Source organism: Alicycliphilus sp. T452, assembly GCF_054512775.1.
Genome location: NZ_JBTNEH010000035.1, coordinates 1 through 18763, shown reverse-complemented (window position 1 = coordinate 18763; position 18763 = coordinate 1). Strand labels below are relative to the sequence as shown.

The 18763-nt window shown below is 69.4% G+C and carries 16 protein-coding genes and 1 pseudogene; 15 read left to right on the top strand and 2 right to left on the bottom strand.

What is annotated here, in order from left to right; all coding sequences use genetic code 11:
• The first annotated feature begins 22 nt into the window (after positions 1-22).
• From ACX12L_RS21135 to ACX12L_RS21095, 9 genes are all read left to right on the top strand, one after another.
• Entirely contained in the window at positions 23-799 is a 777-nt protein-coding gene (locus tag ACX12L_RS21135; RefSeq protein WP_459264399.1) for a nucleotidyltransferase family protein, read from the top strand.
• Positions 800-804: 5 nt separating this feature from the next.
• Positions 805-1713: a LysR family transcriptional regulator gene (locus ACX12L_RS21130; protein ID WP_459264398.1), complete on the top strand. Its 909-nt coding sequence runs from the start codon at positions 805-807 to the stop codon at positions 1711-1713.
• A gap of 159 nt (positions 1714-1872) precedes the next feature.
• Positions 1873-2880 (top strand): tripartite tricarboxylate transporter substrate binding protein, encoded by a 1008-nt coding sequence (locus ACX12L_RS21125; RefSeq protein ID WP_459264397.1) that lies wholly within the window; start codon positions 1873-1875, stop codon positions 2878-2880.
• Between the two features lie 4 nt (positions 2881-2884).
• Positions 2885-3286, top strand: coding sequence for a Zn-ribbon domain-containing OB-fold protein (locus tag ACX12L_RS21120; protein WP_459264396.1), 402 nt, complete (start codon positions 2885-2887; stop codon positions 3284-3286).
• Complete coding sequence (locus ACX12L_RS21115; protein ID WP_459264395.1) at positions 3283-4446, top strand: thiolase; 1164 nt, start codon at positions 3283-3285, stop codon at positions 4444-4446. The genes ACX12L_RS21120 and ACX12L_RS21115 overlap by 4 nt, the downstream gene beginning before the upstream one ends.
• 10 nt (positions 4447-4456) lie before the next feature.
• Positions 4457-5635: a CaiB/BaiF CoA transferase family protein gene (locus tag ACX12L_RS21110; RefSeq protein WP_459264394.1), complete on the top strand. Its 1179-nt coding sequence runs from the start codon at positions 4457-4459 to the stop codon at positions 5633-5635.
• Positions 5636-6607 carry a Bug family tripartite tricarboxylate transporter substrate binding protein gene (locus ACX12L_RS21105; RefSeq protein ID WP_459264393.1) on the top strand — a complete coding sequence of 324 codons (972 nt, stop codon included), beginning with the start codon at positions 5636-5638 and terminating at the stop codon, positions 6605-6607.
• Complete coding sequence (locus ACX12L_RS21100) at positions 6607-7386, top strand: enoyl-CoA hydratase (protein ID WP_459264392.1); 780 nt, start codon at positions 6607-6609, stop codon at positions 7384-7386. The genes ACX12L_RS21105 and ACX12L_RS21100 overlap by 1 nt, the downstream gene beginning before the upstream one ends.
• 79 nt (positions 7387-7465) lie before the next feature.
• The gene (locus tag ACX12L_RS21095) at positions 7466-8848 is read left to right on the top strand and encodes an aminopeptidase P N-terminal domain-containing protein (RefSeq protein ID WP_459264391.1); all 1383 of its coding nucleotides are present in this window, start codon (positions 7466-7468) and stop codon (positions 8846-8848) included.
• Between the two features lie 8 nt (positions 8849-8856).
• Here the strand turns inward: ACX12L_RS21095 and ACX12L_RS21090 are convergent, their stop codons facing one another.
• Positions 8857-10290, bottom strand: a complete 1434-nt coding sequence (locus ACX12L_RS21090; RefSeq protein WP_459264390.1) for a short-chain fatty acyl-CoA regulator family protein — start codon at positions 10288-10290, stop codon at positions 8857-8859.
• A 117-nt stretch (positions 10291-10407) separates the two neighbouring features.
• Between ACX12L_RS21090 and ACX12L_RS21085 the strand changes: the two genes are divergently transcribed.
• From ACX12L_RS21085 to pyk, 6 genes are all read left to right on the top strand, one after another.
• On the top strand, positions 10408-10806 hold the full coding sequence (locus ACX12L_RS21085) for an acyl-CoA thioesterase (RefSeq protein ID WP_459264389.1): 399 nt from the start codon (positions 10408-10410) through the stop codon (positions 10804-10806).
• A complete protein-coding gene (gene prpC, locus ACX12L_RS21080; protein ID WP_459264388.1) occupies positions 10803-11975 on the top strand; it encodes a bifunctional 2-methylcitrate synthase/citrate synthase in 1173 nt (390 codons plus the stop codon). Before ACX12L_RS21085 ends, prpC begins: the two co-directional genes overlap by 4 nt.
• A gap of 140 nt (positions 11976-12115) precedes the next feature.
• The gene (gene acnD / locus ACX12L_RS21075; RefSeq protein ID WP_459264387.1) at positions 12116-14716 is read left to right on the top strand and encodes a Fe/S-dependent 2-methylisocitrate dehydratase AcnD; all 2601 of its coding nucleotides are present in this window, start codon (positions 12116-12118) and stop codon (positions 14714-14716) included.
• Positions 14717-14748: 32 nt separating this feature from the next.
• A complete protein-coding gene (gene prpF / locus ACX12L_RS21070; protein ID WP_459264386.1) occupies positions 14749-15918 on the top strand; it encodes a 2-methylaconitate cis-trans isomerase PrpF in 1170 nt (389 codons plus the stop codon).
• 161 nt (positions 15919-16079) lie between these two features.
• Positions 16080-16940 (top strand): isocitrate lyase/PEP mutase family protein, encoded by an 861-nt coding sequence (locus ACX12L_RS21065; RefSeq protein WP_459264385.1) that lies wholly within the window; start codon positions 16080-16082, stop codon positions 16938-16940.
• 206 nt (positions 16941-17146) lie between these two features.
• Complete coding sequence (gene pyk / locus ACX12L_RS21060) at positions 17147-18583, top strand: pyruvate kinase (RefSeq protein WP_459264384.1); 1437 nt, start codon at positions 17147-17149, stop codon at positions 18581-18583.
• Positions 18584-18651: 68 nt separating this feature from the next.
• Here pyk and ACX12L_RS21055 read toward each other — a convergent pair.
• Positions 18652-18763 (bottom strand): annotated as a pseudogene (locus tag ACX12L_RS21055) (IS5/IS1182 family transposase); the annotation flags it as partial.

The window sequence follows — 18763 nt, the reverse complement described above, 5'->3', positions numbered from 1 at the left end:
TGGCGCCGCTGGACGTAGGGCGATGCACTACAGTGCGGCCATGCACACACAGCCTCCCGCCCTGCTGCTGGCCGCCGGCCGCGGGGAGCGCATGCGCCCGCTCACCGACCACACCCCCAAGCCCCTGCTGCAGGTGCAGGGCCGGCCGCTGCTGGAGTGGCACCTGCAGGCGCTGGCCGATGCCGGCGTGGCGCGCGTGGTGGTCAACACGGCCTGGCTGGGGGAGCAGATTTCAAGCCATTTTGGCCCCCAGCCCTTGCTGGACGGGTGCGAGCAGCTATCGATTTCATATTCGCACGAAGGCCGCGACTTCGGCCGCGCGCTGGAGACGGCCGGCGGCATCGCGCGCGCGCTGCCGCTGCTGGGCGGCGCGGTGTTCTGGCTGGCGGCGGGCGACGTGTTCGCGCCGGATTTCCGCTTCGACCCCGAGGCCGCCCGGCGTTTCGCCGCCGGCGGCGCGCTGGCCCACCTGTGGCTGGTGGAGAACCCGCCGCACCACCCGCGCGGGGACTTCGGCCTGTCCCCGCAGGGGCTGGTGCTGAACCTGCCCGAGGGTGATGCGCGGGAGCGTTTCACCTACAGCACCATCGCGCTGCTGCGCGCCGAGCTGTTCGCCACCCCCTGGTGCGACATTCCCGCGGGCAACCCCGAGGGCGTGGCCGCGCCGCTGGCGCCGCTCTTGCGCCGCGCCATGGATGCCGGGCGCGTGACGGGCGAGAGGTACGCCGGGCGCTGGACGGACGTGGGCACGCCCGGGCGCCTTGCCGCGCTGAACGCCGCGGCCCCGCCCCAGGGGTAGCCGCCATGCGCTACGAGCTCTCGGACCTGCGGCTGTTCCTCGAGATCGCTCAGGCGCGCAGCCTGACGGCGGGCGCCGCGGCGGTCTTCATCACGCCGTCGGCCGCGAGCTACCGGCTCAAGAACCTGGAGCAGGCGCTGGGCACGGCGCTGTTCGAGCGCACGCCCAGGGGTATGGACCTCACCCCCGCGGGCGACGCGATGCTGCTGCACGTGCGCGAGCTGTTCGAGGGCGTGGAGCGCATGCAGAGCGACGTCGGCCGGTTCATCTCGGGCGTCAAGGGGCATGTGCGGCTCATCGCCAACAGCAGCTCCCTCAACGGTTTCGTGACGCCGACCCTGGGGCGCTTCCTGGTCGCCTATCCGGGCATCGATGCGGAGATCGAGGAGCGCCAGAGCGAGACCATTCCGGCGGCGGTGCTCGCGCGCGAGGCCGACGTGGGCATCTTCGCGGGGCCCTCGTCCGTGCAGGGGCTGGTCACCCACCCCTATGCCGTCGACCGCCTGGTCATCGTCACGCCGCGCGACCACGTGCTGGCCTCGCAGTCCAGCCTGTGCCTGGGCGCGGCGCTGGAGTTCGACTTCGTCTGCATGGCGCGCACCAGCAGCAACTACCTGTTCCTGCGCGATACCGCGCAGAAGTACGGCAAGACCGTGCGCGCGCGCCTGCATGCGCACGGCTTCGACGCCGTGCTGTCGCTGGTCGCCGCGGGCGTGGGCATCGCTTTGATGCCCAGGAGCGTGCTCGGCGGCCGCCTGCAGCCGGATCAGGTGGCGGTCCTGCCGCTCGACGAGCCCTGGGCCCTGCGCGAGCTGAGCCTGGTCGTGCGGCAGGACGCCAGGTTCCCGGGCTTCATCACGGAGTTCGTGAACTTCCTGCTCGAAGACCCGCAGGTCGCCATGACCCGCGCCTGATCCCCGCGCGGCCGGCCCCGGCCGTTCGAAATTCTCCAAGACAGCGTTCGAATCTTTGCGATGGAACGGGCGCAGGGCCGTTCCTACACTGGGGCAGCGCCGCATCAGGCGTTCGGCGGTGCCGGTCGCGCACCCAGACAACACGCAAGGAGACAACACATGGATTTCACGCTGTACCACAGGGCCCGCTCCATGGCCCGTGCCGCCGCGCTGGGCGGCCTGGCCCTGGCGGCCTCGGCCATGCCGGCCCACGCGCAAGGCGGCGCCTATCCGGCCAAGCCGGTCACGGTGGTCGTGGCCTTTCCGCCGGGCGGCATGACGGACATCGTCAGCCGTGCGCTGGCCAAGGAATTGCAGGAAAAGCTCAAGCAGCCCTTCGTCGTGGAGAACCGCCCGGGCGGCGCCGGCCAGGTGGGCACGGAATACGTGGCCCGGCAGTCCGCCGACGGCTACACCCTGCTGGTGGGCGCGACCGGCTACGTGATCGCGCCCGCGATGAAGAAGGTGGGCTACGACCCGCTCAAGAGCCTGGAGCCCGTGGCCGTGCTGGCCAGGGCGCCCAACCTGATCGTGGTGAACCCCAGCGTGCCGGCCAGGAACACCCAGGAATTCCTGGCCTGGGCGAAGAAGCAGCCCAGCATCCCCTTCGGCACCGCGGGGGCCGCGGGCTCCACCCACCTGGGCGGCGAGTGGCTGCGCAAGGTCACGGGCTACCAGTTCACCCACGTGCCGTACAAGGGCGCGGCGCCGGCGACGAACGATGCCGTGGCGGGCCAGATCCCCATGGCGGTGCAGGATTCGATGAGCGTGTCGGCCTTCATCACGTCGGGCCGCCTGCGCCCGATCGCGAACCTGGCGGCCGAGCGCAGCAGGCTGTTCCCCGAGCTGCCGACGCTGCGCGAGGCGGGCGCGGAGTTCAAGGACTTCGACGTCTACACCTGGCTGGGCCTCTACGCCCCCGCCGGCACGCCGGCGCCGGTGCTCGCGCTGCTCAATGGCGAGATCAACAAGATCATGAACTCGCCCGAGATGACCGAGCGCCTGCGCCTGCAGTACAGCGAGCCGCTGGGCGTGAAGGACCTGGCGCAGACGCGCAGCTTCGTCGCGGCCGAGGTCGCCAAGTGGAAGCGCGTCGTGCTCGAAACCGGCGTCAGCGCGGAGGAGTGAACGCATGACGGATCTCGGTGCGCCGCAATCGGCCGTGGCCAGTGCCTGCGACCAGCGCTACTTTGGTGCGCTGGCCGAGGGACGGTTCGAAATCCCGCGCTGCCTGTCCTGCGGCAGATTCCACTTCTACCCGCGCGTGTGCTGCCCGCACTGCGGCGCGCAGGACCTTGAGTGGGCCGCGCCCTCGGGCCATGGCACGGTGTACTCGGTGACCATAGTGCGCCGAGCGGAAGGGGACTACACGGTGGTGCTGGTCGACCTGGAAGAAGGCCCGCGCCTCATGAGCCGCGTGGTGGACATGCCGGTGGAGCAGGTGCGCATCGGCCTGCCGGTGCGCGCCCGCATCGACGCCATGGCGGACGGGCCGCTGCTGGTCTTCACGGCGCGCGGGGAGGTGCAGGCATGAACGCGCACGCATCACGCGGCTCCATCGCCATCCTGGGCACGGGCCTGGCCGGCATGGGTCATGCCGGCGGCGCCACCGAGCAGGAGATCATCGCCCGGGCCTCGTGCCTGGCGATAGAGCGCAGCGGCCTGCGCAAGTCCGACATCGACGGCATCATCACCTCCAGCCTCACCTCGCCGTGGTGGGTGATGCGCATGGCCGAGTACCTGGGGATACGGCCGCGCTTTTCCGACAGCACCATGTTCGGCGGCTCGGCCTTCATCGCCGACCTGAAGATCGCGCAGATGGCCATCGACGCGGGCGAGTGCGAGAACGTGCTCATCTGCTACGGCGCCACGCCGCGCAGCGCGCCCAGCAGCTCGCGCATCAACCAGATGCGCGCCGAGCTCGACCCGCAGCCCTACGAGCACCCGTACAAGGCCTTCAACCCCGTCTCCAGCTACGCGCTGGCCGCGGCGCGGCACATGTACGAGTACGGCACGACGCGCAGGCAGCTGGCCGAGGTGGCGGTGGCCGCGCGCAAGTGGGCGCAGCTCAACCCGGACGCGTTTTCCAAAAAACCGCTCGGCGTGGACGACGTGCTCAACGCCAGGATGATCTCGGACCCGTTCACCGCGCTCGACTGCTGCCTGGTCACGGACGGCGCGGGCGCCATCGTCGTCACCTCGGCGCAGCGCGCCAGGGCGCTGCACGCCAGGCCCATCTACGTGCTGGGCAGCGGCTTCGCGCACTGGCACCGCCAGATCTCGTGCATGGAAGACCTCACGGTGACCCCGGCCGTGGAGTCCGGGCGCAAGGCGTTCGCGCAGGCGGGCCTGCAGCCGAGCGACATCGACGTGGTGGAGCTCTACGACGCCTTCACCATCAACCCCATCCTGTTCCTGGAGGATCTGGGCTTTTGCAGGAAGGGCGAGGGCGGCACCTTCGTCGAGGGCGGCCGCATCGAGCCGGGCGGCGCGTTCCCCATGAACACCAATGGCGGCGGGCTCTCCTGCGTGCACCCGGGCATGTACAGCATCTTTCTGATCATCGAGGCGGTGACGCAGCTGCGCGGCGAGGGCATGGCCAGGCAGGTCGCCGGCGCGGAAACCGCCCTGGTGCATGGCAACGGGGGCGTGCTGTCCAGCGAGGCCACGGCCATCCTGTCGTCGCAGTTGTAGGGGATACGTGATGCTTGCGAATGCACTGCAAGGGGTGCGGGTGATCGACCTGTCCCGCATCCTGGCCGGGCCCTGGTGCACCCAGAACCTGGCGGATCTGGGCGCCGACGTGCTCAAGATCGAGCGGCCCGTCCGGGGCGACGACACGCGCGGCTGGGGGCCGCCCTTCGCCACGGCCGGGTCCGGCGAAAAGGTGGCGGCCTATTTCCTGTCCTGCAACCGTGGCAAGCGGTCGGTGACGGCGGACTTTGCCGACGCTGCCGACCGCGACTGGCTGCTGCGCCAGGTTCGCGACGCGGACGTGCTGGTGGAGAACTACAAGGTCGGCACGCTCGCGAAATACGGCCTGGACTACGCATCGCTGGCCGCGATCAACCCGGGCCTGATCTACCTGTCCGTCACCGGCTTCGGCCAGAGCGGCCCCTTCGCCCACAAGCCGGGCTACGACTACATCTTCCAGGGCATGGGCGGCCTGATGAGCTACACCGGCATCGCGGACGGCGAGCCGGGCGCGGGCCCCTTGCGCACCGGCGTGGCCGTGGTGGACCTGATGACCGGCATGTACGCCACCAGCGCGGTGCTGGCGGCGCTGGTGCAGCGCGCTCGCACGGGCCGCGGCCAGCACCTGGACATCGCCCTGCTCGACGTGGCCGTGGCCATGAACGCCAACCAGGCGAGCAACTACCTGGTGTCGGGCGAAAGCCCGGCGCGCATCGGCAACACGCACCCGAACCTGGCGCCGTACGAGGTGTTCGCCTGCGCCGACGGCCACGTCATCCTGGCCATCGGCAACGACGCGCAGTTCGCGGCGTTCTGCCAGCTCATGGGGGTGGACTGGCACCTGCAGCCCGACTTCGCGACCAACGCCGGCAGGCTCACGCACCTCCAGCGGCTGCGCCCCCTGCTGCGCGAGAAGCTGGCGGCCTGGCGGGTCGAGGCGCTGGGCCGGGCGCTCGACGCGCATGGCATCTCGTGGGGAAACGTCAACGACATGGAGCAGGTGTTCGCCCATCCCCAGGTGCGGCACCGGCAGATGCTGCAGACCGTCGATCACCCGCAGCTGGGCACGCTCAGGCTGGTGCGCAACCCCATGGTGCCCGCGGGCCGGGATGCGCCGGCCACCCCGCCACCCGTACTCGGGCCCGCAGCCAGGCCCGGGACCCATCAACCCGTAAATCAGGAGACTTGAGTGACACATGTGAAGAAGACATTGCTGGCGGTCGCGCTGTGCGCGGCCACCGCGCCCGCCGCATGGGCCGCCGGCTACCCCGAGCGCCCCGTGCGCCTGATCGTGCCCTACGCCGTGGGCGGCGCGACCGATGTGATCGGGCGCGTCGTGGCGCGCTACCTCGGCGAGGAGCTGGGGCAGTCCGTCATGGTGGAGAACAAGCCCGGCGCCGGCGGCAGCACCGGCTCGCTCCACGCATCCAAGCAGCCCGCGGACGGCTATACGCTGGTGATGATGGTGGAGAGCTCGCACGCGGTGAACCCCAACGTTTACGCCAAGCCGGCCTACGACCCGGTGAAGGACTTCACGCCCATCAGCAACATCGCCAACGTGCCCGGCGTGATGGTGGTCGGCTTCGACTCGGCCTACAAGTCGGTCCGGGACGTGGTGGAGGCCGCGCGCAAGGCGCCGGGCAAGCTCAACTACGGGTCGTCGGGCAATGGCGGATACAGCCATTTGAGCGGGGCGCTGTTCGGCAACACCACGGGCACGCAGATCACCCATGTGCCCTACAAGGGGCTGGGCCCCGCCCTCAACGACCTGATGGCCAAGCAGATCGACGTGGTGTTCGACAACATGCCCTCGTCCGGCGGCCTGATCGCCGGCAAGCAGTTGCGCGCGCTGGCGGTCTCCAGCCCCAGGCGGCTGGCCAGCCTCCCCGACGTGCCCACCTATGCCGAGGCGGGCCTCAAGCCCATGAACGAGATGTCCTGGTACGGGATCGGGGCGCCGGCCAGCCTCGACCCGGTCATCCTGGCCAGGCTGAGCGCCGCGCTGAAGAAGACGCTGCAGAATCCGGAGCTGGTCAAGACCATCGAGCAGCAGTCGGCCATCGTGGACTACCAGACGCCGCAGCAGTTCAAGGAGACGGTGGAGCGCTCCAACAAGGCCTGGGCGCGCCTCGTCAAGGACATCGGTTTCGAGAAAATGTGATGGGTGAAAAAGCCATGTATTCCCAGATTTCCTACCCCACGCCCGCGACGGCAGTCCTGACCATCACCGACGCGGGCCCGCTCAACGTGCTGAGCACGCCCGTGATCCGCGCCTTGACGGCGCAACTGGGCGAGTTGGCGGAAAACGGCGAGCTGCACTGCCTGGTGCTGCGCGGCTCGGGCTCGCGCGCCTTCATCGCGGGCGCCGACATCAAGGAGATGGCCGCGCTCACGGCGTCCACGGGGCGCGCCTTCATCAGCGCACTGCGCGACCTGTGCAACGCCGTGCGGCACTTCCCCGTGCCGGTCATCGTGCGCCTGGAAGGGCATACGCTGGGCGGCGGCCTGGAACTGGCCATGGCCGGCGACCTGCGCATCGCCGCGGATGACGCAGTGGTCGGCATGCCCGAGGTCAAGGTGGGCATCCCCTCGGTGATCCACGCCGCCATGATGCCCGCGCAGATCGGCGCGGCGCGCGCCGCCTGGCTGCTGCTCACGGGCGAGAACATCCCCGCCACCCAGGCCCAGCAATGGGGCCTGATCAACGAATGCGTGCCCAGGGACAGGCTCGACGAGCGCATCCTGGAGATCGCCGCAGGGCTGGCGCAGATCGGCCCCGTGGTGCTGCGCCAGCAAAAGCGCCTGCTGCGCCGCTGGGAGTGCATGACCGTGGATGCTGCCATCGACGACAGCATCGCCGAGTTCGGCGAGGCCTTCAAGACGGGCGAGCCGCAGCACCACATGAACGCGTTCCTGGAGCGCAAGAACAAGCGCTCTTGACGCGGCCCCGGGCCTGACGGCGATGGGGTTGTGGCCGCCCGCGCCCGGGCGAGGCCCGGCGCCGCAGTACGATTGCCGCATGACCTCCATCTACGCCCAACGGCGTGCCCGCCTGGCGGCCCAACTGGGCGCGGGCGGCATCGCCATCGTGCCCACCGCGCCCGAACGCTCGCGCAGCCGCGACAGCGAATACCTGTACCGCCACGACAGCTACTTTTACTACCTCACCGGCTTCACCGAGCCCGGCGCCTGCCTGGTGCTGACCGCCGAGGGCCAGGCCACGCTGTTTTGCCAGCCCAAGGACCTGGAGCGCGAGATCTGGGACGGCTACCGCCTTGGCCCCGAGGCGGCCGTGGCCGCGCTGGGCGTGGATGCCGCGCATTCCGCCACCGAGCTCGACGCGCTGCTGCCGCGCCTGCTGGAAAACCGCGCCGGCGTCTGGTTCCCGTTCGCCACGCACGCGGGGCTGGCGGCGCGCGTGGAGGGCTGGCTGAACCAGGTGCGCGCGCGCGTGCGCCACGGCGCGCTGTGCCCGGCGCAGCAGGGCGACGCGTGCCTGCTGCTCGACGAGATGCGCCTCGTCAAGGACGAGCACGAGCTGGCCATCATGCGCCGCGCCGGCGGCATCAGCGCCGGGGCCCATGTGCGCGCCATGCTGGCCAGCGCCCGCATGCTGCGCGCCGGCCAGGACGTGCGCGAATACGACCTGGATGCCGAACTGCTGCACGAGTTTCGCCGCCATGGCTCGCAGTACCCGGCCTACAGCTCCATCGTGGCCTCGGGCGCCAATGCCTGCGTGCTGCACTACCGCGCCGACGCGGCGCCCGTGCGCGCGGGCGAGCTGGTGCTGATCGACGCCGGCTGCGAGCTCGACGGCTACGCATCGGACATTACGCGCACCTTCCCGGCCGATGGGCGCTTCACCGGCCCGCAGCGCGCGCTGTACGACCTGGTGCTGGAGAGCCAGAAGGCCGCCATCGCCGCCACGCGCGCCGGCAACCGCTTCAACGACCCGCACGACGCGGCCGTGGCCGTGCTCGCCCAGGGCATGCTGGACCTGGGGCTGCTCGACAAGGACAAGGTGGGCGGGGTGCAGGACGTGATCGACAAGCGCGCCTATTTCCAGTTCTACATGCACCGCACCGGCCACTGGATGGGCATGGACGTGCACGACTGCGGCAGCTACGTGGAGCCCGGCGAGGCCGACCAGGTGAGCGAGCGCCAGGACCCGCTGTCGGGCGAGCTGATCAAGAACCGCCCCAGCCGCATATTGCGTCCGGGCATGGTGCTGACCATCGAGCCCGGCATCTACGTGCGCCCTGCGCCCGGCGTGCCCGAGCGGTTCCACCACATCGGCATACGCATCGAGGACGACGCCATCGTCACCGAGGGCGGCTGCGAGCTCATGACGCGCGGCGTGCCCGTGGACGGCGACGAGATCGAGGCGCTGATGCGCCAATGAGCCCGCGGCTACGGCGCGAAGCCATAGGGCGCGAAGCGGCTCTGGTTCTCGTCCACCTCCAGCGCGCGCCCGATGTACGGAAACGCCCGCTGCGGGCAGGCTTCGCGTTCGCACACCTTGCAGCCCATGCCGATGGGGGTGGCGGCCTCGGGGGCGTTCAGGTCCAGCCCCTTGGCGTAGGCCAGGCGCGGGGCGTGGCGGATGTCGCAGCCCAGGCCCACTGAAAAGGTCTTGCGCGGCGCGCCGTAGCCGCGCCTGCCGCCGCTCACGGTGCGCGCGATCCACAGGTATTTGCGCCCGTCGGGCATGCTGGCGAGCTGGCGCAGCACGCGGTCGGGCTGGCCGAAGGCTTCGTACACGTTCCACAGCGGGCAGGTGCCGCCCGTGCGGCTGAAGTGGAAGTGCGTGGCCGACTGGCGCTTGCTGATGTTGCCCGCGCGGTCCACGCGGATGAAGAAGAACGGCACGCCGGGCGCGTCCGGGCGCTGCAGCGTGCTGAGGCGGTGGCACACCGTCTCGAAGCCCACGCCGAAGCGCTGCTCCAGCAGGTCGATGTCGTAGCGCAGCGCCTCGGCGGTCTCCAGGAACACGCCGTAGGGCAGCAGCAGCGCCCCGGCGAAGTAGTTGGCCAGGCCCACGCGGGCGAGCTTGCGCGAGGCGGGGTCGTGCGCGAAGGGCGGGGCGTCGGTGAGCTGGTCGATGGTGCCGGCCACCTCCAGCAGCGCCAGCTGCGTGGCAAGCTGGAAGGCCTGCTGCGCGGGCTCCAGCGTGGATGCCAGCTGCAGCGTGCGCTGGCCGGGGTCGAAGCGGCGCTTGCTGCCTTCGGCGCTTTCCGCGCCCGGGCCGTCGCCGGCCAGCACCACGCGCACGCCGTGGCGCTGCTGCAGGCGCTGGGCCAGCCATTCGCCCAGGCGCCCGCCGTGCACGCGCGGGGCGTCCTGCGCCAGGGCCTCGGCGGCGCGGTCCACGGCGTCGAAGTGGTTCTGGTGGGCGAAGAAGAAGTCGCGCACCACCTCGAACGGCATGGCGCGCGGGGGCATGGCCTCGCTGCGGTCGTCGCCCAGGCGCAGCGCCAGGGTCTCCAGGCGCTCCTGCGCCTCCAGCGCGCGGCGGTGCAGGGCGATCACGGCGCGGCCCAGCGCGGGCATTTGCGCCGCCACCTCCTGCAGCTCGGGCACGGCCACGGGCTCGGCGGTGTCAGCCAGCGCCTCGCGCAGGCCGGCGATCAGGCGCGCCTCCTCGTCTTCCGAGAACTGCTGGATGTCCACGCCCAGCGTGCGGTGCAGCTTGAGCAGCACCTGCACGGTGAGGGGGCGCTGGTTCTGCTCGATCTGGTTCAGGTAGCTGGGCGAGAGGCCCAGCGCCTGGGCCAGCGCGATCTGCGACAGGCCGCGCTCCGCGCGCAGCTTGCGCAGCCTGACGCCCATGAAGGTCTTTTTCATCCCTGGCCTTTTCCGGCAGGAATATTCGCAATGTTCGCAATGTTCGGAATTTTGCTTCGCACGATTTCGCCTTTTCAGTCCTGTTCCCAGTTCGCCATTTTGCGTAAATTGCGAAGCATGACAACACCCCCCGGAACCGTAGAAACGCGCGAACTGGTGCTGCCGGCGCGCGCCAACCACCACGGCACCTTGTTTGCCGGGCAGGGCCTGCAGCTCATGGCGCAGGCGGCCTTTCTGGCCGCGCGCGGCCTGGCGCAGCGCGAGGTGGTGATGGCCGGCGTGGCGGGCGTGGATTTCCTCGCGCCCGTGCCGGTCGGCAGCCAGCTCACCTTGCGCGGCTGGGTCAGCCGCGTGGGCCGCAGCTCCATGACCGTGTGCGTGACCGCCCTGGCCGACCAGCCGGGCGTCCCGCCCGAGGAGGTGTTGAAGGGGGTGTTCGAGATGGTGGCGGTGGATGCCGCCGGCCGTCCCGCCGCCCTCGAATGTTCTTACCGCAACCAGGAGACCCCAGCATGAGCACCGCAACCGCCGAGACCGTGGCAGCGCCCCTGCACAAGCCCGTGAAGAAGTCCGTCGCCCTCTCGGGCGTGCAGGCGGGCAACACCGCCCTGTGCACCGTGGGCCGCACCGGCAACGACCTGCACTACCGCGGCTACGACATCCTGGACATCGCCGAAGTGTGCGAGTTCGAGGAAATCGCCCACCTGCTGGTGCACGGCAAGCTGCCCACGCGCGCCGAGCTGAAGGCCTACAAGGCCAGGCTCAAGGCCCTGCGCGGCCTGCCCGGCAGCGTGAAGACGGCGCTGGAGCAACTGCCCGCCGCCAGCCACCCCATGGACGTGATGCGCACCGGCGTGTCGGCCCTGGGCTGCGCCCTGCCAGAGAAGGACGACCACAACCTGGCAGGCAGCCGAGACATCGCCGACCGGCTGATGGCCTCGCTGGGCAGCATGCTGCTGTACTGGTACCACTTCAGCAACTCGGGCCGCCGCATCGCTGTGGAGACGGATGACGACTCCATCGGCGGCCACTTCCTGCACCTGCTGCACGGCGCGCCGCCCTCCGGGGGCTGGGTGCGCGCCATGCACACCTCGCTGAACCTGTACGCCGAGCACGAGTTCAATGCGTCCACCTTCACGGCGCGCGTCATCGCCGGCACGGGCAGCGACATGTATTCGAGCATCTCGGGCGCCATCGGCGCGCTGCGCGGCCCCAAGCACGGCGGCGCCAACGAGGTGGCGTTCGAGATCCAGAAGCGCTACGACAACCCCGACCAGGCCGAGGCCGACATCCGCTGCCGCGTGGAGGCCAAGGAGGTGGTGACCGGCTTCGGCCACCCGGTCTACACCGTGAGCGACCCGCGCAACGCCGTCATCAAGGGCGTGGCCAGGCGCCTGTCCGATGAGGCCGGATCGACCAAGATGTACGACATCGCCGAGCGGCTGGAGCGCGTGATGTGGGAAGTCAAGAAGATGTTCCCCAACCTCGACTGGTTCAGCGCCGTGAGCTACCACATGATGCAGGTGCCCACCGCCATGTTCACGCCGCTGTTCGTCATCGCGCGCACCAGCGGCTGGGCGGCGCACGTGATCGAGCAGCGCGTGGACAACAAGATCATCCGCCCCAGCGCGAACTACACCGGGCCGGACGACCTGGAGTTCGTTCCCATCGAGAACCGCAAGTAATTCCATTTCCATATCCACCGATTACTTTGTCGGCTTCGCTTGTCGTGCTACAGCACTGTCTGCGCTTCGCCTTCGCGTACTCGATTGATCTGGAAATGGAACAAGCAGATAAAAAAGCAGAGCCACGCGCCCCACGCTTCATGAACACCCCATACCGCAAGAAACTGCCCGGCACCCGGCTCGACTATTTCGATGCGCGCGAGGCCGTCGACGCCATCGAGCCCGGCGCCTGGGCGCGCCTGCCCTACACGGCCCGCGTGCACGCCGAGAACCTGGTGCGCCGCGCCGACCCCTCGCAGCTCGGCGCCTACCTGCGCCAGCTCATCGAGCGCAAGCGCGAGATCGACTTTCCCTGGTTCCCTGTGCGCGTGGTGTGCCACGACATCCTTGGGCAGACGGCGCTGGTCGACCTGGCCGGGCTGCGCGACGCCATCGCCAAGGAGGGCGGCGACCCCGCGCAGGTGAACCCCGTCGTGCCGGTGCAGCTCATCGTGGACCATTCGCTGGCCGTGGAGTGCGGCGGCTACGACCCCGACGCGTTCGCCAAGAACCGCGCCATCGAGGACCGCCGCAACGAGGACCGCTTCCACTTCATCGAGTGGACGAAAAAAGCCTTCGCGAACGTCGATGTGATCCCGGCGGGGAACGGGATCATGCACCAGATCAACCTGGAAAAAATGTCGCCTGTGGTCTACGTGCAGGATGGCGTGGCCTTCCCCGACACCTGCGTGGGCACCGACAGCCACACGCCGCACGTCGATGCGCTGGGCGTGATCGCCGTGGGTGTGGGCGGCCTGGAGGCCGAGAGCGTGATGCTGGGCCGCGCCTCGTGGATGCGGCTGCCCGAGATCGTCGGCGTCAAGCTCACGGGCAGACGCCAGCCGGGCATCACCGCCACCGACATCGCGCTCGCGCTCACCGAGTTCCTTCGCAAGGAGAAGGTCGTGGGTGCGTACGTGGAATTCTTCGGCGAGGGCGCGGACAGCCTGTCCATCGGCGACCGCGCCACCATTTCCAACATGTGCCCCGAGTACGGCGCCACGGCTGCGCTGTTCACCATCGACCCGCAGACCATCGATTACCTGCGCCTTACCGACCGCAGCCCCGAGCAGGTGCAACTGGTGGAGACCTACGCCAAGGCGGCGGGTTTCTGGGCCGATGACCTGCAGACCGCGCAGTACGAGCGCGTGCTGGCGTTCGACCTGTCCACGGTCGTGCGCAACATGGCCGGCCCGTCGAACCCGCACCGGCGCCTGCCCACCTCGGCCCTGGCGGAGCGCGGCATCGCCGCCCCCTGGACCGAGGAGCCCGGCCGCATGCCCGATGGCGCCGTCATCATCGCCGCCATCACGAGCTGCACCAACACCAGCAACCCGCGCAACGTGATCGCCGCCGCGCTGCTGGCGCGCAATGCCAACCGCCTGGGCCTCGCGCGCAAGCCCTGGGTCAAGACCTCGCTCGCGCCCGGCTCCAAGGCCGTGGAGCTGTACCTGAAGGAAGCGGGGCTGCTGGGTGACCTGGAGACGCTGGGCTTTGGCATCGTCGCCTTCGCCTGCACCACCTGCAATGGCATGTCGGGCGCACTCGATCCTGCGATCCAGCAGGAGATCATCGAGCGCGACCTGTACGCCACGGCCGTGCTCTCGGGCAACCGCAACTTCGACGGGCGCATCCACCCGTATGCCAGGCAGGCGTTCCTGGCCTCGCCGCCGCTGGTGGTGGCCTACGCCATCGCGGGCACGGTGCGCTTCGATATCGAGAACGACGTGCTCGCGGTGGTGGACGGCCAGCAGATCCGCCTGAAGGACCTCTGGCCCAGCGACGAGGAGATCGACGCCATCGTGGCCCGGGCCGTCAAGCCCGAGCAGTTCCGCGCCGTGTACGAGCCCATGTTCGCCCTCCGCAAGGACGATGGCGGAAAAGCCGCGCCGCAGTACGGCTGGCGCCCCCGGTCCACCTACATCCGCCGCCCGCCCTACTGGGACACCGAAGGCGTGGGCGCTCTGGCCGCCCACCCGCGCACGCTCTTGGGGCTACGCCCGCTCGCCATCCTGCCCGACAACATCACCACCGACCACCTGTCGCCCTCCAACGCCATCCTGCCGGACAGCGCGGCCGGCGAGTACCTGGCCAGGATGGGATTGAGCGAGGAGGACTTCAACTCCTACGCCACGCACCGCGGCGACCACCTCACGGCCATGCGCGCCACCTTCGCCAACCCGCAGCTCGTCAACGAGATGGCGGGCAGGAAGGGCTCGCTGGCCCGCATCGAGCCCGAAGGAAAAGTGGTGCGCATGTGGGAGGCCATCGAGACCTACCTGAACCGCCGCCAGCCGCTCATCATCATCGCCGGCGCCGACTACGGCCAGGGATCGAGCCGCGACTGGGCCGCCAAGGGCGTGCGCCTGGCGGGGGTGGAGGTGGTGGTGGCCGAGGGCTTCGAGCGCATCCACCGCACCAACCTCATCGGCATGGGCGTGCTGCCGCTGGAGTTCCAGCCGGGCACCAACCGCATCACCCTGGGACTGGATGGCACCGAGACCTACGGCGTGGAAGGTGCGCTCACGCCGCGCGCCACCCTGGCCCTCGTCATCCGCCGCAAGAATGGCGAGGAGGCCCGGGTGCCCATGACCTGCCGCCTGGACACGGCCGAGGAAGCCTCGGTCTACGCAGCGGGCGGCGTGCTGCAGCGCTTCGCCCAGGATTTTTTGGCCAAATCACGCTCCAGCGCTTGTCAATGAAGCGCGAGAAGCTATCGAAACTAGAGTAAGCCATGGCGCCACAGACCAAGATTCCCGCCACCTATATGCGCGGCGGCACCAGCAAGGGCGTGTTCTTCAAGCTGCAGGACCTGCCCGAAGCGGCGCAGCAGCCCGGCCCCGCGCGCGACGCCTTGCTGCTGCGCGTGCTGGGCAGCCCCGACCCCTACGGCAAGCAGATCGACGGGTTGGGCAATGCCTCGTCCAGCACCAGCAAGGCCGTGATCCTGAGCCGCAGCACGCGGCCCGGGCATGACGTGGACTATCTGTTCGGGCAGGTGTCCATCGACCAGCCACTGGTGGACTGGAGCGGCAATTGCGGCAACCTCTCCGCCGCCGTGGGGCCGTGCGCCATCCACATGGGGCTGATCGGCGCGGCGCGCATTCCCCTCCACGGCAGCGTCACGGTGCGCATCTGGCAGGCCAATACGGCCAAGACCATCGTGGCGCATGTGCCGATCAGCCATGGGCAGGTGCAGGAGGCGGGCGATTTCGCGCTGGACGGCGTGGCCTTCCCCGCCGCCGAGGTGCCGCTGGAGTTCATCGAGCCCTCCGCCGAGGGTGGCGCCATGTTCCCCACGGGCAACGTGGTGGACCAGCTCGACGTGCCGGGCATCGGCACCTTCCAGTCCACGCTGATCAACGCGGGCATCCCCACCATCTTCCTCAACGCCAAGGACATCGGCTGCACCGGCACCGAGCTGCAAGGCGACATCAACGAGGACCCGGCCGCGCTCGCGCGCTTCGAGGCCATCCGCGCGCACGGCGCCGTGAAGATGGGTCTTATCAAAGACGTGAGCGAGGCCGCCACGCGCCAGCACACGCCGAAAATAGCCTTCGTCGCCCCGCCCGCCGGCTACACCGCATCGGGCGGCAGGCGCATCGGGGCGCAGGACGTTCAACTCCTCGTGCGTGCCCTGTCCATGGGCAAGCTGCACCACGCCATGATGGGCACGGCGGCCGTGGCCATCGGCACCGCCGCCGCCGTGCCCGGCACGCTGGTCAACCTGGCGGCGGGCGGCGGCACGCGCAACGCGGTGCGCTTCGGCCACCCCTCGGGCACGTTGCGCGTGGGCGCCGAGGCGCAGCAGGTCAACGGCCAATGGCAGGTCACCAAGGCCCTCATGTCGCGCAGCGCGCGCATCCTGATGGAAGGCTGGGTAAGAGTACCGACAACCCCCTGAGCGACTTCGTCGCTTCCCCCTTCTCTCACGCTTCGCGTGGGAAGGGGGACGCCGCCAGCGCGGCGGGGCGGCCCTTGCGCGGCGGCCCTCGCCTGGGTGGCGCCGGTTTGACGCCATATGCACACTCCAGCACCTGCGCTGCGATCAACAAGGAAAAAGTGATGAACACCAAGCAACGGCTCAAGCAACTCGTCGAGGCCCGCAACGGCCTCATCGTGCCCGGCGCGTTCAACGCGCTCTCGGCCAGGGTGATCGCCGACCTGGGCTTCCAGGCGATCTACGTCACCGGCGCGGGCGTCACCAACATGTGGTTCGGCATGCCCGACCAGGGCTTCATGGGCCTGCACGAGATCGCCGAGCACACCGCGCGTATCCGCGACGCGGTGGACGTGCCGCTGATCGTGGATGCCGACACGGGATTCGGCAACGCGCTCAACGTGGTCCACACCGTGCGCACGCTGGAGCGCGCCGGGGCCGACTGCATCCAGCTCGAAGACCAGGTGGCGCCCAAGCGCTGCGGCCACTTCAGCGGCAAGGAGGTCATCTCCACCGGGGAGGCCGTCGGCAAGATCAAGGCCGCCGTCGATGCGCGGCGCGACCCGGACTTCCTCGTCATGGCGCGCACCGACGCGGCCGCCACGCAGGGCTTCGAGGCCGCCGTGGAGCGCGCGCAGAAGTTCGCCGAGGCCGGCGCCGACATCCTGTTCGTCGAGGCCGTGACGAAGGCCGAGGAAGTGCGCGCGCTGCCGCAGCGCCTGGCCAAGCCGCAATTGATGAACATGGTGATCGGCGGCAAGACGCCGATCTTCAATGCCGGGCAACTGGGCGAGTTGGGCTTCGGTATCGTGCTGTACGCCAACGCCGCGCTGCAGGGCGCGGTGGCGGGCATGCAAAAGGCCCTCGCGGTGCTGCGCGACGAGAAGGAGGTGCGGGAATCCAGCGGCCTGGTGGCCCCGTTCGCCGAGCGCCAGCGCCTGGTGGGCAAGCCCGCCTGGGATGCGCTGGAAAAACGCTACACCTGATTTGCTGTGCCGGCCTTGCGCAGCACCGCCGCCGGCGCGCGCAATGAAACCCAGGTACATGCGCATATGTGTTATTCCAGATTCAACGGCGCTCATGGCTGCGAGCGCCTTCGAGACCCCGTCCCGGCGCGGCGGCGGGGGCTGGCAGGTAAGGTGTTTTGTGTGAAAATGGAAACTCGATTACACGAACCGAAAGAGACAGGACAATGCAAATCCGCCGTGCCACCAAGATCGTTGCCACCCTGGGCCCCGCCTCCAGCGATCCGCAGCTGCTGGAGCAGATGATTGCCGCGGGCGTGAACGTGGTGCGCCTGAATTTCAGCCACGGCAAGGCGAGCGACCATGTGGATCGCGCCACCATGGTGCGCGAGGCGGCCAGGCGCGCCGGGCGCGAGGTGGCCATCATGGCCGACCTGCAGGGCCCCAAGATCCGCGTGGGCAAGTTCGCCGAGGGCAAGGTGATGCTGGAGCCGGGCGCGCCCTTCGTGCTCGACGCCTCGCGCACCGAGCCGGGCGACCTGCTGGGCGTGGGCCTGGACTACAAGGAACTGCCGCGCGACGTGAAGTGCGGCGACGTGCTGCTGCTCAATGACGGCCTGATCGTGCTCACCGTGGACGCCGTGCGCGGCGACGCCGTGCACACCACCGTCAAGCTGGGCGGCGAGCTGTCCAACAACAAGGGCATCAACAAGCAGGGCGGGGGCCTGACCGCGCCGGCCCTGACGGCCAAGGACATGGAGGACATCAAGACCGCGATGAGCTTCCAGGCCGACTATGTGGCCGTGAGCTTTCCCAAGAACGCCACCGACATGGAGATGGCGCGCCAGCTGTGCAACGTGGCGGCGGCCGAGTACCGCCACAAGCCGGGCCTGATCGCAAAGATCGAACGTGCCGAGGCCATCCCGCGCCTGGAGGAAATCCTCAAGGTGAGCGACGGCATCATGGTCGCGCGCGGCGACCTGGCCGTGGAGGTGGGCAACGCCGCCGTTCCGGCGCTGCAAAAGAAAATGATCCGCATGGCGCGCGACATGGACAAGGTTGTGATCACCGCCACGCAGATGATGGAGAGCATGATCACCAACCCCGTGCCCACGCGCGCCGAGGTCAGCGACGTGGCCAACGCCGTGCTCGACGGCACCGACGCCGTGATGCTCAGCGCCGAGACGGCGGCCGGCAAGTACCCGCTGGAGACCGTGCAGGAAATGGACAAGATCTGCTCCGCCGCCGAGGCCGCCGAGGACCCCGACCGCGACGCCGACCTGGAGGGGCAGACCGTAGGCCACATCGACCAGTCCGTGGCCATGGGCGCGCTGTTCACGGCCCACCACCTGGGCGCCAAGGCCATCGTGGCCATGACCGAAAGCGGCTCCACGGCCCTGTGGATGAGCCGCCACCGCATCCACATTCCGATCTACGCCCTGACGCCCAAGGTGGCCACGCAGCGGCGCATGGCCATGTTCCGCAACGTGCGCCCGCTGCTCATGGACACCAGCGCCGACCGCGACACCGCCCTGGAGCAGGCCGAGAGCCACCTGAAGACGCGCGACATCGTGCAGCCGGGCGATCTGTACGTGATCACCTGCGGCGAACCCATGGGTGCGCCGGGCGGCACGAACATGCTCAAGATCTGCCGGGCGCAGTGAGCGCAGCGCGGCATCGCCCGCGTTGATCGGCCATAAGAAAAGATCGTGAACAGGCTCTAAGAGCCTGTTCAAAGTCTTTTGAGCAGTAGAGCCAAGAACGCCAAGTGGATGAACTGCAGGCTGGTGTTGAGCCGTCTCTCGCAGTTCTTCCACAACCGCCTGTTCTTCTCCAGCCACGCG